The sequence below is a fragment of the Arthrobacter sp. R1-13 genome, assembly GCF_054161475.1.
Genome location: NZ_CP096420.1, coordinates 2,979,591 through 2,994,513, shown reverse-complemented (window position 1 = coordinate 2,994,513; position 14,923 = coordinate 2,979,591). Strand labels below are relative to the sequence as shown.

15 protein-coding genes and 1 other RNA gene are annotated in these 14,923 nt (G+C 59.2%); 14 read left to right on the top strand and 2 right to left on the bottom strand.

What is annotated here, in order from left to right:
* Positions 1 to 13: 13 nt before the first annotated feature.
* Positions 14 to 2,242 carry a lysozyme gene (locus M1D88_RS13880; protein WP_458111389.1) on the bottom strand — a complete coding sequence of 743 codons (2,229 nt, stop codon included), beginning with the start codon at positions 2,240 to 2,242 and terminating at the stop codon, positions 14 to 16.
* A 691-nt stretch (positions 2,243 to 2,933) separates the two neighbouring features.
* On the opposite strand from M1D88_RS13880, the gene M1D88_RS13875 reads away from it, so the two are divergent.
* The 14 genes from M1D88_RS13875 to M1D88_RS13810 all read left to right on the top strand — a co-directional run bounded on the left by M1D88_RS13875 (position 2,934) and on the right by M1D88_RS13810 (position 14,521).
* A complete protein-coding gene (locus M1D88_RS13875; RefSeq protein WP_458111388.1) occupies positions 2,934 to 4,157 on the top strand; it encodes a CpaF family protein in 1,224 nt (407 codons plus the stop codon).
* Positions 4,157 to 5,014 (top strand): type II secretion system F family protein, encoded by an 858-nt coding sequence (locus M1D88_RS13870; protein WP_458111387.1) that lies wholly within the window; start codon positions 4,157 to 4,159, stop codon positions 5,012 to 5,014. The genes M1D88_RS13875 and M1D88_RS13870 overlap by 1 nt, the downstream gene beginning before the upstream one ends.
* Positions 5,011 to 5,952: a type II secretion system F family protein gene (locus M1D88_RS13865; RefSeq protein ID WP_458111386.1), complete on the top strand. Its 942-nt coding sequence runs from the start codon at positions 5,011 to 5,013 to the stop codon at positions 5,950 to 5,952. Before M1D88_RS13870 ends, M1D88_RS13865 begins: the two co-directional genes overlap by 4 nt.
* 97 nt (positions 5,953 to 6,049) lie before the next feature.
* Positions 6,050 to 6,253 carry a hypothetical protein gene (locus M1D88_RS13860; RefSeq protein WP_458111385.1) on the top strand — a complete coding sequence of 68 codons (204 nt, stop codon included), beginning with the start codon at positions 6,050 to 6,052 and terminating at the stop codon, positions 6,251 to 6,253.
* Between the two features lie 134 nt (positions 6,254 to 6,387).
* The gene (locus M1D88_RS13855) at positions 6,388 to 6,699 is read left to right on the top strand and encodes a TadE family protein (protein ID WP_458114529.1); all 312 of its coding nucleotides are present in this window, start codon (positions 6,388 to 6,390) and stop codon (positions 6,697 to 6,699) included.
* Positions 6,680 to 7,201, top strand: a complete 522-nt coding sequence (locus tag M1D88_RS13850) for a hypothetical protein (RefSeq protein WP_458111384.1) — start codon at positions 6,680 to 6,682, stop codon at positions 7,199 to 7,201. Before M1D88_RS13855 ends, M1D88_RS13850 begins: the two co-directional genes overlap by 20 nt.
* Positions 7,198 to 7,695: a pilus assembly protein TadG-related protein gene (locus M1D88_RS13845; RefSeq protein WP_458111383.1), complete on the top strand. Its 498-nt coding sequence runs from the start codon at positions 7,198 to 7,200 to the stop codon at positions 7,693 to 7,695. The genes M1D88_RS13850 and M1D88_RS13845 overlap by 4 nt, the downstream gene beginning before the upstream one ends.
* A 57-nt stretch (positions 7,696 to 7,752) precedes the next feature.
* Positions 7,753 to 8,868: a peptide chain release factor 2 gene (gene prfB, locus M1D88_RS13840; RefSeq protein WP_458111382.1), complete on the top strand. Its 1,116-nt coding sequence runs from the start codon at positions 7,753 to 7,755 to the stop codon at positions 8,866 to 8,868.
* A 187-nt stretch (positions 8,869 to 9,055) separates the two neighbouring features.
* Positions 9,056 to 9,853: a cell division ATP-binding protein FtsE gene (gene ftsE / locus M1D88_RS13835; RefSeq protein WP_458111381.1), complete on the top strand. Its 798-nt coding sequence runs from the start codon at positions 9,056 to 9,058 to the stop codon at positions 9,851 to 9,853.
* Positions 9,850 to 10,761 (top strand): permease-like cell division protein FtsX, encoded by a 912-nt coding sequence (ftsX, locus tag M1D88_RS13830; protein ID WP_458111380.1) that lies wholly within the window; start codon positions 9,850 to 9,852, stop codon positions 10,759 to 10,761. The genes ftsE and ftsX overlap by 4 nt, the downstream gene beginning before the upstream one ends.
* Before the next feature lie 26 nt (positions 10,762 to 10,787).
* Positions 10,788 to 12,173, top strand: a complete 1,386-nt coding sequence (locus M1D88_RS13825) for a peptidoglycan DD-metalloendopeptidase family protein (RefSeq protein WP_458111379.1) — start codon at positions 10,788 to 10,790, stop codon at positions 12,171 to 12,173.
* 139 nt (positions 12,174 to 12,312) lie between these two features.
* Positions 12,313 to 12,783 carry an SsrA-binding protein SmpB gene (gene smpB / locus M1D88_RS13820; protein WP_247042716.1) on the top strand — a complete coding sequence of 157 codons (471 nt, stop codon included), beginning with the start codon at positions 12,313 to 12,315 and terminating at the stop codon, positions 12,781 to 12,783.
* Positions 12,784 to 12,927: 144 nt separating this feature from the next.
* Positions 12,928 to 13,296, top strand: a transfer-messenger RNA (tmRNA) gene (gene ssrA, locus M1D88_RS13815).
* Positions 13,297 to 13,564: 268 nt separating this feature from the next.
* On the top strand, positions 13,565 to 14,521 hold the full coding sequence (locus tag M1D88_RS13810) for a S1C family serine protease (RefSeq protein ID WP_458114528.1): 957 nt from the start codon (positions 13,565 to 13,567) through the stop codon (positions 14,519 to 14,521).
* A 12-nt stretch (positions 14,522 to 14,533) separates the two neighbouring features.
* On the opposite strand, the gene M1D88_RS13805 is transcribed toward M1D88_RS13810, so the two are convergent.
* Positions 14,534 to 14,902 (bottom strand): hypothetical protein, encoded by a 369-nt coding sequence (locus tag M1D88_RS13805; protein ID WP_458111378.1) that lies wholly within the window; start codon positions 14,900 to 14,902, stop codon positions 14,534 to 14,536.
* Positions 14,903 to 14,923 lie beyond the last annotated feature (21 nt).

Genomic DNA, 14,923 nt, shown 5'->3' with positions numbered 1-14,923 from the left:
GCGAGAGCCCTGCCTAGGCCGGATTGCCGGTGGGGATGGCAGCAAGGGCGCTGGGTGCGTAGTCCGCGATTACGGGAAAGCTGCTTCCCTGGTTCAGTTCCATCAGCCTTGACCAGGAAGACACCGGCTTCTTGACACCGTCCTGGAGCAGATAAACCACCGGGTTGTCGAGCGCCTTCACGAACACCGTGCTGTCGATATTCCCTCGGGGAGTGGGCAACGAACTGCAGGTTGACCCTTCAAGGACCCGTGCAGGCAGCTGGGCAGTTCCAGTGGTGGCAGGGAGCCGCCACAGACCGCCACGGTAGCCCAGGAACTTTGTGGATCCGCAGGTCACGGCCGGCAGGACAGTACCCGTGTTGGTGTAAAGGGACAGGACACTTTGCGGGACGCGGGTGTAACCGCCGATCCCCATGCTGTCAGTGATCCTGAAATCCTCGAGTTGAAGCGCCTTGTTGGCTCCATCAACGAGGTAGACGACAGGGCTGGCATCGCCGACATAGAGCTTGGCCGCCGGGAGCAGAGTAGGTCCTTTTGCCAGCGAGTTGACTGTATTCGGTGCCAACGAATAGATAGGCGGAATCCGCCCCTCACCGAATTGATAAAGAGTGGTCAGGTTGGGAACTTCCCGGGCTACTTGGTTTTCGTAGCGATAAATCACGGGCGAATTGACTGATTTGAGGAAAGCTGGGCTGCCAACCGAACTGCCTGAGCCAATGGCATTCAGGAGGGTGTCTGAAAATTGGACGGTTGTTGATGGCCATTGGCTGGCCGACGACATCAGATATTTATAGTTTGAGCCGATGACGAACTTGGCGGTTCCAGCCGTGTTTCCGGCGAATCCTATGAACGCCGGGCCTTTGGCCAGTTGGGTAAGGGACTGCGGGTCGAGGGCAGCAGCGGTGATTCCTCTTGCCCAAACGTTGTCGGCATTGATGGAGGTCGGGACCGGCAGCAGTTTGTTGACGGTATAGAGGAATGCTTCCCGGGTGTTTCTGTTCACCACGATCACGTCTTGGCGGACAATGGGAGCCCCATAGGGCATCGAAGCGGTCAGGGCATCACTGGCAGGAATCACGGCTGCAGGCAAGCCGGCGCGGCTGAGGGACGGTGCATCGAAGAACTCGCGCTTCGTGCCGCCCGTGACATAAAAGAGCTTTCCGGTGGGCGAAGAGGTGGCGTTTGCCAGCATGCCGCCGTCGGTATACATTCCCAGCTGGGCGCCCGACAGGGGTATCCAGTTCGTGCAGTTGCCTCCGCCGAAATCGCTCATCATGCCGCAGCTGGGGACGTGGAATCTTCGTCCCGAATCGATCAGATAGATCGAACCGTCGGCGGACCTAGCGAACCGGCCCACCACTGGACCTGTAGGCAACGCGTCCAAATATTGCTGGGTGACCCGGGTCAGGGAGTTGACGCGGGAGTAAAGCTGGTAGGTCTCCCAGTTGGGGATCGGGTATTTGGTCTTGTTTCCCACGACGTAGATGGTGCCGCCGTTGGGACCGATGGCGAAACGGGCACCATAGCCGTCAGCGAAGCGCGCGAAATCCTGCAGGTTCTCGTAAGTCCCGTTCCAGACGTTGGAGTCGCCGGCGAATGGTCCTGTACTGCTGTACTGCCACATGCTGTAGGAGCTCCAGCTGGAAGGAACAGCTCCGGCATTGTTGGTCGGAGAACTCGGGTAGGCCGCTATCCACAGCGGATAGCTACCGAAACCGGCAGCGTCAGCCGTGCACTGCTTCCACCAGGAGGTGTTGGTGTAGATCACGGGCAGCCTGCCGGTCAGGGCGAGCATGGTGTTTCCGAAGTCACGTACCCACGACGTCAGCTGGGCGGGGGACATGCCGTAGCAGGTGTCGCCGAAATAGAATCCGTCAATGGTGCGGCCAGCATAAGGGTTGAACTCGAAGTCCAGCACCGGTGGGAGTGTGTAGCCATCAGCCGACCAGCCTCCGCCGTTGTTCACGAAGTATCGTGCCTGATCGGATCCCGATGACCAGTTGGGAATGGCGAAGTGGTAGGCCCCTCGAATCATGCCGACGTTGCGGGATCCCTGGTACTGCGAACTGTAAAGCTCGTTGGTGTAGTAGTTGCCCTCACTTGCCTTGACGTAGGCGAACCTGGCGCCCATGTTCCATTGCTGCTGCCAGTTGACGCTGGTCTGGTGACCGCTGACATCCAGCCCTTGCACTCCGAAGGTGGGCATCCAGGTGCCCTGAGTTTCGATGGATTGCGTGGTCATGGATTCCAAGGCAGGGGGCTGTTTCTCAGTTGCATCTTCTTTGCTGGCAACCACTCGCGAAGACCGTTGGCCCATTTCAGCCCCGCCCGGCCCTATCGCTTGGGCCATTGCGCTTGGGCTGGGACGTTTCGAGGGGTCCGGTGCAAGGGCCGGGGCCGGGGGTGCGGAAGCTGGTGGTTCGGAAGCGGGGGAGGGTGCGGGAGAGGGGGCCGCCGGCGGCTCCGGAGCAAGAGGAGTGGAGGTGGTCGGCGGAACAGGAGGAGCGGAAGAGGGAGGTGGCGCAGGTTCAGTTCCCGTTGCACTTGCTGGCATCACGATCCAGGGACCTGCCAGTAGCGAGACAGTTAAAAGGACGGCGGGCACGAGGAATTTTTGCCGGGATTGAGACCGTACACGTGAGTGCATCATTTATAGCTCCGGGAACCATGCCAAGCTCCCCCGAGCCCGGCACTAAGTTGCGTGTCCAGTCAGACAACCAGAGGCCGCTGAACTTGGAAATATCTGGCGTAACGGGCTCACGATAACATCGCCGCATCAATGAAACCAGTGTTTCTGTTGTTACCGCTGTGACCAAAGGCACTGAAGTTTTCCACAGTCACCACTGTTTGACTTTGTCCATGCGTGTACCCTGCTCTAGCTTTAAGCCAATTGCACTGCCTCAGCCGGGGGTGGCAGACGTATTGGGGAACATATGGACGCGGTCCAGATCGTCGAGGATGAAGTACGGGAGCTTATCCGCCGAAGGGGACTGGATCCGCTGCGGCAGGCGGGAGAAGTCCGGAGGCTCGTGGAGGCGGCTGTCAGTGATTATGATGAGCGCGCGCTTATGGGACCCCTGCCGCCCATCGGGTCTCTGGACACGGCCCGGCGCTTCGTTTTTGATGCAGTAGCCGGATTCGGAACCTTGCAGCCATTGCTGGACGATCCCACCATCGAGGAAATCTGGCTTAATGCTCCAAACGAGATTTTCGTGGCACGTAACGGTGAATCGGAGCTGACCTCGCTCAGCCTGACCGATCAGCAGGTCAGGGACCTCGTAGAGCGGATGTTGAAGAGCTCCGGCAGGCGGCTGGATATGTCGTCACCCTTTGTGGATGCCGCGCTTCCCGATGGATCCCGTCTCCACGTCGTTATTCCTGATGTGACCAGACGCCATTGGGCTGTCAATATCCGGAAGTTCATCGTCAAGGCAAGCAGGTTGGAGCATTTGGTTGAGCTTGGCACCCTGACTCCTCAGTCAGCACGATTTCTTGGCGCCGCAGTTTCGAGCGGGTTGAACATTCTCGTCTCGGGAGCAACACAAGCGGGCAAAACGACTATGCTCAACTGCCTCGCGGCAAGCATCGGGACACGTGAACGCGTGATCACCGTGGAGGAGATCTTCGAGCTGCAGTTCCCGCTCCGGGACGTAGTCGGACTGCAATGCCGTCAAGCCAACCTTGAAGGGGAGGGCGAAATCCCCCTGCGCCGCCTTGTAAAGGAAGCACTTCGCATGAGGCCGGACCGGCTGGTCGTAGGCGAGGTCAGGGAGGCGGAAAGCCTGGACATGCTTATTGCACTGAATTCAGGTCTGCCAGGAATGTGCACAGTCCATGCCAACTCAGCTCACGATGCCGTGACCAAAATCTGCACGCTGCCGTTGTTGGCGGGCGAGAACATTTCAAGTGCATTTGTTGTTCCTACCGTGGCTTCCTGTATCGACCTAGTGGTGCACTGCAGCCGTCAGGCGAATGGGAGAAGACAGGTCACCGAGATATTGTCCTTGGGCCGCAGGGTGGAAAACGGAGTTATTGAGTCATCCATGGTTTTCGCGTTAGTCGATGGCCAGCTTCAACCGCGGCCCAACTCCATACCGTCGTCAGAGAAGTTTGCCCGTGCCGGCTACGATGTCTCAGCGTTGCTCGAGGCGAGCTGATGGCGCCGCTTCTCGGGGTGCTGGCTGGAGCGGGCTTCTTCCTGATCTGGTGGTCTGCGTGGGAAGAATCCGGAGAGCGGTCGGAGCGTCCGCGCAGGACCAGCCGCTTGGAGGATTTGCTTAGAAATGCCGGGATTGAAAAGGTGTCACGGCTTGGCCTGATTGCTACATGTCTGGGACTTGCGGTCTTCGTTGCTTTGGTGTTCTTCATTGTGACCCGCTCACTGCCGATCTCGTGCTGCTTTGGCCTTTTCGGAGGATGGTTTCCAGTGGCACTGGTCAGGTGGCGCGCGATAAAGCGAACGGCTGTCCTGCGACAGCTCTGGCCGGATCTCGTTGACCACTTACGCTCGGCTATTCGCGCAGGGCTGTCGCTCCCCGAAGCCTTGATCCAGCTGGGCGACAAAGGACCCGAAGAACTCCGCCACATTTTCCGGGACTTTGGAGCAGATTACCGTTCCGGCGGCCAGTTTGATCCTGCACTCAACCGGCTGAAAGAAAGGCTTGCTGACCCGGTTGCAGATCGAATAGTCGAGGCCCTGAGGCTCACACGCGACGTGGGAGGATCTGACCTCGGCCGACTCCTGGGGACACTGTCCGAGTTCCTGCGCGAGAGCGCGCGAACGCGCAGCGAGCTTGAAGCCAGACAGTCCTGGACCGTGAATGCGGCACGCTTGGCTGTTGCCGCTCCCTGGATTGTCATGGTGCTGTTGGCAAGCCGGCCCGAGGCTGTCGCCGCCTACAACACCCCGCTCGGTGCTGCGGTGCTTTTGGGCGGACTCGTTGTCTCTGTGGTGTGTTATTCGATCATGCTGCGGATCGGGGCCCTGCCCCAAGACGAACGCGTTCTGAGATGACGGTGCTGTCAGCGAGTGCGCTCGTTTGTGGATCAGCACTTGGCGCCGGGTTGTGGTTGCTCTTGGCCCGTCTTCCCTTCATGCGGCCACCGTCGTTTCTCGAGCGCATTGAGCCGCAACTTAGGTCCCAGAACGTCGAGTCCCGGCTTTTGTTGGAGGACAGCCAGCGCATCACTCCGTTCGGATTATTGGATCGCATATTCCGCCCGCTTGTTCATGATGGTCTGGCTTCACTCAACAGGCTCAACATGGGTTCGTCCGTGTTGAGCCGTCGAATGGCACAGGCCGGTATCAATAAATCCGCTGTCGACTTTCGGGCAGAGCAGGTGCTGTGGGCGATCTGCGGGTTCCTTGTCGCAACGGGTGTTGTGGCCGCAGCGGCTGTGAATGGGAGTTTTTCTCCATTCCTTGCCGTTGTTGCTGTTCTGGGAAGCGCTCTTTGCGCCTTCCTGTTTCGGGACTATTGGCTCGGCGTCCAAATCAAAACCCGGGAGTCCCGGATGATGGCCGAATTTCCCAGCCTCGCAGAGTTGATGGCGCTTGCCGTGAGCGCAGGGGAGAGCGCTTCGGGAGCGCTCGACAGGGTTTGCCGTAGCTCCAGCGGGGAACTGTCCAAGGAGTTCAGCCGGGTACTCGCCGAAACTAGGGCCGGCAAACCCTTGGTGGAAGCGCTGCAGGAGTTTTCGGCCCGCACGGATTTGGGACCTCTCGTGCGATTTGTGGACGGGATAGTGGTGGCTGTGGAGCGTGGAACGCCATTGGCGGACGTGCTGCGGGCCCAGGCCCAGGATGTACGGGACACCGCCAAGCGCGACCTGATGGAGGCGGCGGGCAAAAAGGAGATTGCCATGATGGTGCCCGTGGTGTTCGGCGTGCTTCCCCTGACAGTAGTTTTTGCAGTTTTCCCTGGCCTTGCAGCAATCAGTCTGGGCCTTTAGAGATGTTTGGAAAAACACCCGGACACCCGGGTCAATCGGAGAGACAGTACAGAATGGGAACCAAATGAGCCTCGAAAGAATGCGCCGGAGTTTGCTGATGACAAGCTACCGATTCAGCAACCTGAAAACATCTCGACGACGTGGGTCGCTTCCCGCTGTGGACAACCCTGAACGCGGCGATGTCCCTGGATGGGTGATGATCACACTCATGTCTGCTGTCCTGGTGGCCGCGCTTTTGGCGCTCGCAGGACCCGCGCTGGAAGGCCTCTTCAATCAGGCAATGGACACGGTCGCCAAGTAACGATGTCCGGTTTGAGGCTGCGGAGCCCCGAGCGGGTGGATGCTGCGCCCGGAGCCTCCAGAATCAGAAACAGCTCCTGGCGGGAACGGGGATCGGCTGTGGTTGACTTCGTTTTGGTTGGTGGACTGCTGACGATGTTTTTCCTGGCCATTATTCAATTGGCACTGGTACTCCACGTCCGTAACACTCTCATCGATGCGGCCGCGTCGGGAGCAAGATACGGAACGCTCGCAGACAGAAACGCGGATGATGCACGAAAGCGTGCGGGGAGTCTCATCGAGGGCGCGTTGAACCAGGATTTCGCGCAGGACGTGACGACGGCAGAAGTAACCTTCCAAGGGCTGCGGACCCTTGAAGTAACGGTCAAGGCACCACTTCCCGTGATCGGTTTAATCGGACCACGGGAGGTACTGGAGGTGAAAGGACATGCCGCTCTGCAGCCGTGAGACCCGCAACGACATAAGGGAGTGCATTAGGCGGCGCCTTCGTGCGGCTTGGTGCACTGAAGTTGCTGCGCGCGATGGTAGGAGAGACGACGCCGAACGCGGGAGCGCCGTCGTCGAATTCACGTTCCTCGCCGTGCTCCTGATGGTGCCGCTGGTGTACTTCATCATCACCGTCGGCCAAATCCAGGGCGGATCCTTTGCGGTAGTTGGCGCCGCCGATCAAGCGGCGAAAGTGTTCGTTGCGCAGGCTGATCCGGAAAGCGGGCGTATAGCCGCTGAGCAAGCGGTGATGTTGGCGCTCGCGGATCATGGACATCCTGCAGCAAACGCCCGGATGGAAACGGTGTGCAAACCCGCCGACTGTGCCGCCGCCGGAGCTGCCGTTACGGTGACCGTCCATTTGAGCGTGCCATTGCCGTTCGTCCCGTTCAACGAGTCCCTCGGGCTTACCGTCAGTGAACTGAACGGCTCCGCGACGCAAATCGTCGGCAGGTTCAGATGAGTCAGCAGGTTGAGCAGAGTCGGCAGCGTCAGCAGAGCCAGGACATTCACACCGTCCAGGCCGATCCTGAAACGGGTCAAATCACAGTTCTGATCATCGGCTACATCCTGCTTGCCCTTCTCTTGACGTCCGTTGTCGTGGCAGTGTCCACGGTTTACATCGAACACAAGAAACTACTGTCCATGGCTGACGGTGCATCCGTGGCGGCTGCTGACAGCTACACCCTCGGTCAGATGGAAACCACGGCAGGAACGCCCTCAGCCGTGCTGAACGGCGGAAGGGTCCGGACTGTCGTCATGGACTACCTGACGCAAAACGACGCTTTCACCCGATTTGACGGTCTTGCCGTTGAGCCATCAACCGGAAGCACAGAGGGATCCACTGCCGTCGTCGTGCTGAGTGCTGTGGTGCATCCGCCAATAGTCAACTTCCTCGTTCCTGATGGAATTGCCATCCAAGCCGAATCCACTGCCAGGGCAAGACTGAGCCGCTGAGCGGGGGAGGCAACGCAAAGCCGGTGGACGAGGCAGATAGCGTAGGCTGGAGGAACCATGGCTCAAATTGATTTTTCTGCAGAAATCCGCGCTCTTCGCGCCGTTTACACGTCTATTGAGAACGTCACGGACGTTGAAGCACTCAAGGAAGAGATTGCTGAACTCAGTGAACGCGCAGGTGAGCCTGATCTGTGGGATGACCCCGCAGCAGCCCAGGTCATCACCTCTAAACTTTCCCACCGGCAGTCCGAGCTGGAACGGCTGAACTCGCTGGCCTCCAGAATCGATGACCTTGAAGTTCTTGTAGAGCTGGGACAGGACGAGGACGACGCCGACTCGATGGGTGAAGCTGCCGCCGAACTCGAATCCGTCCGCAAAGCACTCAAAGAACTCGAAGTGGTGACCCTCCTCTCGGGTGAGTACGACGAACGTGAAGCTGTTGTCACCATTCGCTCCGGAGCCGGGGGAGTGGACGCAGCAGACTTCGCTGAAATGCTCCTTCGCATGTACCTTCGCTGGGCCGAGCGCCACGGATACCCCACCACCGTCATGGATACCTCCTATGCGGAGGAAGCAGGCCTCAAGTCGGCCACCTTCGAGGTGAAGGCTCCGTATGCTTTTGGAACGCTGAGCGTAGAGGCGGGCACACACCGCCTGGTGCGTATCAGCCCGTTCGACAACCAGGGCCGCCGGCAGACTTCCTTTGCTGCCGTTGAGGTCATCCCGCTGATCGAGCAAACGGATTCGATCGAGATCCCGGACAACGAGATCCGCGTTGACGTCTTCCGGTCATCCGGCCCGGGCGGGCAGTCAGTTAATACGACAGACTCAGCCGTTCGGCTCACGCACATTCCTACCGGCACCGTGGTTTCCATGCAGAACGAAAAGTCGCAGCTGCAGAACAGGGCAGCGGCTATGCGGGTTCTGCAGTCCCGGCTGCTCCTCTTGAAGAAAGTCCAGGAGGATGCGGAAAAGAAGGCCCTGGCCGGCGACGTCAAAGCCTCCTGGGGCGATCAGATGCGCTCCTACGTCCTGAACCCCTACCAGATGGTCAAAGACCTCCGGACCGAGCATGAAGTGGGGAACACCTCTGCGGTGTTCGACGGCGAGATCGACGATTTCATTGACGCCGGCATCCGTTGGCGTACTGACAACCGCAACGCGGAAAAGTAGTCGAACGGCCGTCGATACGGTCCCTCGGCTTGCCGGAATCGAGCGACACGCCCTGTTATTCCCGGGAATTCCCGAATATCCGTGCGTATAGTCGAGAAGCCGGAGCCCTACTTCCCCCAAACCGAAAGCCCGTGCACCGGCGGCAGAAGTGAGCCGTGTGCCCACGTGCTGCGGGGCAATTAGGGCCATGATCCGTTTCGAAAATGTCACTAAGGTGTACGACCAGAAGGCGCGACCCGCGCTGGATTCGATCACGCTCGAAATCGACCGCGGCGAATTTGCGTTCCTGGTAGGCGCCTCCGGCTCGGGGAAATCGACGTTCCTGCGCCTAGTCCTCAAAGAGGACAGGGCGACGTCGGGAGCTGTTTACGTGGCCGGCCAGAACGTAGCGAACATCTCCAGCTGGCGTGTTCCGCGGCTGCGGCGCGGTATCGGCGTCGTTTTCCAGGATTTCCGGCTGCTGCCCCAGAAGAATGTCTTCGCCAATGTGGCGTTTGCCATGCAGGTCATTGGCAAGAGCAGGAGTGTCATCAGGTCGACTGTCCCCGAAGTGCTTAAGACTGTCGGGTTGGAAGGCAAAGAGCACCGTATGCCCCACGAGCTTTCCGGAGGTGAGCAGCAGCGCGTGGCAATCGCCCGCGCCGTCGTCAATCGCCCCGGGATCCTGCTGGCGGATGAGCCCACCGGAAACCTGGACCCTACAACATCCATGGGCATCATGGGCGTTCTGGACAAGATCAACCAGAACGGCACCACGGTAGTGATGGCCACCCACGACGACGATATCGTCAACGAAATGCGTAAGCGTGTGGTGGAGCTCCGGAATGGCGTGGTCATCCGTGATGAGGCCAAGGCACTGTACACGTCGATGATTCCGGTCGTCGGGCAATCGCGGCGACTCAAGGACGCCAGCGGCCTTGACGATCTGGCTGGACCAGAGCGTGTCAGCCAGGAAGGCACATCGTCAGGGGAGGCGCCGCAGTGAGGCTCGCATTCATCCTCAGTGAAATCGGCAGCGGCTTGCGCCGTAACCTCACGATGGTCATTTCTGTCATCCTGGTAACCTTCATATCGTTGACATTTGTCGGTGCCGCAGGCATGCTGCAGCTACAGATCAACCAGATGAAGGGCTACTGGTACGACAAAGTCCAGGTAGCGATCTTTCTCTGCAGCGAAGGTTCCGCGGCTGCCGGCTGTGCCTCCGGGCCAGTGACTGACGAGCAACAGAAGAACCTGGAAGCATTGCTGCGTTCCCCAGCCGTCGCCCAGTACATTAATGAATTCCAGTTTGAATCAAAAGAAGACGCGTACGGGCACTTCAAAGAGCAGTTTTCCAACTCGCCCATCGTCGATTCAGTGGCTCCTGACCAGCTTCCGGCGTCTTTTCGGATCAATATGAAGGATCCCGAAAAGTATCAAATTATCAGCGAGACATTTGCCTCCCAACCCGGCGTGGAAAGCGTCATAGATCAGCGTAAGATCCTCGAGCAGCTTTTCTCGGTCATGAACGGAGCGTCCGTTGTCGCTGTTGTCATCGCGGCCGTCATGATCGTTTGTGCCATCCTGCTGATTGCCACCACCATTAGGTTGTCCGCCTTCAGCCGCAGGAGGGAAACGGGAATCATGCGGCTCGTGGGGGCGTCCAAGACAGTCATTCAACTTCCCTTCATTCTGGAGGGTGTCATCGCTGCCCTTATTGGCGCTGCACTGGCTTCCGGAACGCTTTGGGCGGTCTCATATTTCTTCCTCGGCGATTTGTCAAAGCAATTTCAGGACACGCCATTCATTTCACCGAGCCAGACCCTTGTCCTGGTTCCTGCGCTATTCGCGCTGGGTGTAATCTTGGCTGGAATTTCGTCTCTCTTGACCCTACGCAGATATTTGCGCGTTTAGGCTGTGCGTACCCTAAAGGAAAGCTCATGACGTCAATGAACAGAATCGAACCACCAGTCAGGGCCCGATACCGAGGTCGCGTGATAAGCGCCGCCCTGGCATTGGTGCTGTGTTCGATCCTTGCGACGTCGGCACCTGCAGCCTTGGCTGATGACCTTGAGGACCAGCAGGCCGCGCTGCAAGCTGAGGCCGCCCGTGTGCAACAGTCTTTGGAGTTTGTTGACGCCCGTATAGCGCAGGCGGCCGGAGAGTTGGTCATTTACCAAGGTCAGCTTCCAGGAGCGCAGCAGGCCTTGCTTGAAGCGCAGGGCAGGGTAGCAAGCGCAGTTAAAGAGGTTGAGGCACTTGCGGCCCGGGTGGATCTCGCCCAGCAAAACAAGGCCAAAATCACTGAGCAGTTGGAGAGCGATAAGAAGAAGATCGCTGACACAAAGAAGCTCATCGGGCAGATCGCAACGCAAGCTTATAAATCCGGCGGTGTGCCATCAAACCTCACGCTGCTGTTGGGCGCGAACAGCGGGACGAGCCTGACGGACACAATCGACCTTGCCGATCAGGCCATGCGGAGTCAAAACTCCGCTATGGACAAGCTCAGCCAGCAGAATGCCACTAACGTGAATTCACAGGCGCGCCTGCAAGCAGTCGAGGCCGAGATTAAGGATCTCAAAGCCAAGGCAGACGCAGCCTTGGAGCGGGAAAAAGCTGCCCGCGATGAGGCTGCCGCCAAGAAGGAACAGGTGGACAAGCTCATCGCTGACACCACCCGGCTCAATGCGGAGCTGCAGGCGGCCAAGCCAGGTATCCAGTCGCAGCTGTCGAAAGTTCAGGCCCAACAGAACGCAGTAGCGAATGAAATCGCCGAGCGGGACCGCAAGTTGCGTGAGGCCTGGGAGGCTGAGCAGCGCCGGATCGCCGAAGCAGCAGCTGCTGCTGCACGGGCCCAGGGTCAGGTGGCCCAGCCGTACGTCCCCGTTCAGGGATCGCCTTCAGCGTTTGGCCTCAGGTCTCCTTTCTCCGGAGGGGTGCCCATAACCTCTGGGTTCGGCTGGCGGGCCACCCCGCCCGGTACCGTGGACTTTTACGGAACCGGTGGTTATATGCACACGGGCATCGACTTTGGGGCCGGGTGCGGCACCCCCGTCTACGCGGCGGCCGGAGGTACTGTTTTTGCGGCCGGTTGGGGCAACGACGGCGGTGGCAATCATGTCAAGATTTCGCATGGTGTGGTGCAGGGCAACTCGCTGACAACGATTTACTACCACAACAGCAGCGTGGTGGTGTCAGCAGGCCAGCAAGTCAGCCAAGGTCAGCTCATCGCCTACTCGGGAACCACGGGCAATTCAACCGGATGCCATTCGCACTTCGAAACCTGGTTGAACGGCGCAGCAGTGGACCCCATGACCCTGCTCTAGGCCCAAGTCCCTACCTGAAGCGCGCGGCTACTCTGCCGTACACTAGAAGGACTTCACGCCCGGGTGTAGCGCAGCCGGTCCCCGGGCGGCAGTCCACCCCTTTGAAGTTTGTCTAACACTAGATCTGAGGAGTTCTACCGTGCCTAAAGAAAGTGGCCGCAAGATAGTGGCCACCAACCGAAAGGCCCGGCACGATTACCACGTCCTGGACACATACGAGGCCGGGATCGCCCTGATGGGAACAGAAGTTAAGTCGTTGCGGGAGGGCCACGCCTCCATGGTGGACGGGTTCTGCACCTTTTATAACGACGAACTCTGGATGGAAGGCATCCACATCCCGGAGTATCACCAAGGCAGCTGGACGAACCATGCAGCACGCAGGCGCCGTAAGCTCCTGTTGCATCGTGAGGAACTTGTGAAGATCTCCCACAAGATCCGCGAGTCCGGGTTCACCATTGTGCCGCTTCAGCTGTACTTTTTGGACGGCCGGGCCAAGGTGGAGATTGCCATCGCCAAGGGCAAGAAGGAATACGACAAGCGCCAGACCCTGCGTGAACAGCAGGACACCCGTGAGGCGCTGCGGGAAATGCGCTCCAGGAACCGCCGCTAGTCTGTCCTGACGCTTGGCCACATGCAGTGGTGCCTTTGCACCGCCGTCGGGAATGATTCGGGCTGAACGTGCGTTATCATAGGTAGTCCGGGAAAGATCGGAGCGGATTCCGCGAAGAACCTGACCGGGTTGAAAACAAAATATGGGGATGATCGGTTTCGACGATGTTAGTCGCGACAGGTGAAGCGGGCCGAGGATGCAGAATTATCTCGTAAACGCTGTCTGCAAACCAATAAGTGCCGAATCAAAACGCACTGACTTCGCTCTTGCTGCCTAAGCAGTAAGACAGTCCGTCAGCCCGAGGTTGCTATTGCCCCGGATGCTGGCGTCATTTAAATAGCCACTGCTGTTTGCCTCCGTCATCGGGGTAAACGGGACTCTTAGATGACTGGGCCCGGATCAGCTACTTGTTTGCAAGAGAGCTGGGGCCGAGAAAATCCGCCGCAAACTGCGCCCGGAGAAGCCCTGACAACACGACATCGGACGGGGGTTCAATTCCCCCCATCTCCACATATGTGGTGAGTCGAGACATCCTTCACGGATGTGTCGGGTCATCGATTAGCACCCCGGTCTTCGGACCGGGGTGTTTTTTATGCCTGGGGCGGTAGTCGTGGATGAGCAGCAGGATGTGTACGCCTAGTATCGCCGGTCAGGCACGTCTGGCAGTTTCACTTTGGGCGTAGCAGTGGCTGGACTATGCACGCCCGGACCGTCGTTGAATTAGATAAGGCGAGTCTTAGGGAGGTGCGCTGTGGCATCGGTTATCCATCCAAATCCGGACATGGGCGAGGGGTCGGAGGATCCGCTTGATTCCTATTCCGCGACTGTGATCCGCGTGGCAGAGACGGTGACGCCCCATGTCGCTGCCATTGAGATGACAGGCAAAGGAAGGTCCGGCAGGTTCCGCGTCGGGGCCGGTTCTGCGGTCCTCTTCACCTCGGACGGGTATTTGCTGACCAACGCGCATGTGGTCAGTGGTACTCAGAGCGGCCATGCAGTCTTCACCGATGGCAGCAAAACGGAGATCGAAATAGTAGGCGCAGACCGCCTCTCCGACCTCGCCATCGTGAGGGGCAGGGCGCAGGCTGCCCCACCGGCGGATTTCGGGGACGCAGAAAACCTGAAGGTCGGACAGCTTGTAGTGGCCGTTGGAAACCCTTTGGGTTTGGCTGGGTCAGTCACCGCAGGAGTGGTGAGTGGACTCGGGCGGTCGATACCCATTTGGGCGGGGCGCAATCGCCGGGTGATTGAAGATGTCATACAGACTGATGCGGCACTCAACTCCGGAAGTTCAGGAGGAGCGCTGGCGGATGCCCACAGCCGGATTGTGGGCATCAATACGGCCGTTGCGGGCGCAGGCCTGGGACTGGCGATCCCGATCAACGCCACGTCCCGACGCATCATCTCGTCCCTGCTTACCGATGGCCGGGTCCGGCGCGCTTATCTGGGCCTTGTCAGCACTCCCGTGCAGCTTCCCGTCAGTGCCGTGATGAGGACCGGCAAACGGGAAGGCCTGCGAATCGTCGAGGTACTGCCGGACTCACCGGCTGAACGCGCCGGAGTGCAGCCCGCTGATGTACTGCTCAGTGTGGGCAAGAAGTCTGTGTCCAATGCTGAAAGCCTTCAGAAGCTGATGTTCGCTGAAGCGATCGGGGCGCCGCTGGACCTGGTAGTGCTCCGGGATGGAAGGGAACAGCATCTCATTGCGGTGCCAGAGGAAATGACGGACGCCGGCTGATCCTGCCTCGCCCTACTGAGAGGGGTTGACGTCGGCAATGCCAACGAAGCGGGTTCCGATGCCGTCGAATTCGCTCCTCACGAAGCCGGCTGCGGGCGCGGGCACTTCGGCCGGACTGTGGTGGGCGCAGCTGACGTAGGTGAAGTCCGGCCACCATTTCTTGGGGCGTGCGGCCTCTGAATATCCGCAGACATCGCACTGCAGATGAACCCACACAGGCCGCTTACCTGTTCGATTGGCACGGGACTGCACCAACCACGGAGGCGGGTTGTCGAGTATCTCACGCAACTCTGCCTCCGAAAGGCGGGAGGGAATGCCGTGGCGCTGGGCCATCTCAAGGGGAACGTCCAGGGCTATTGCGGCGTCGCGTCTGCTCATCATCACAGTCAACGATACGTGAGT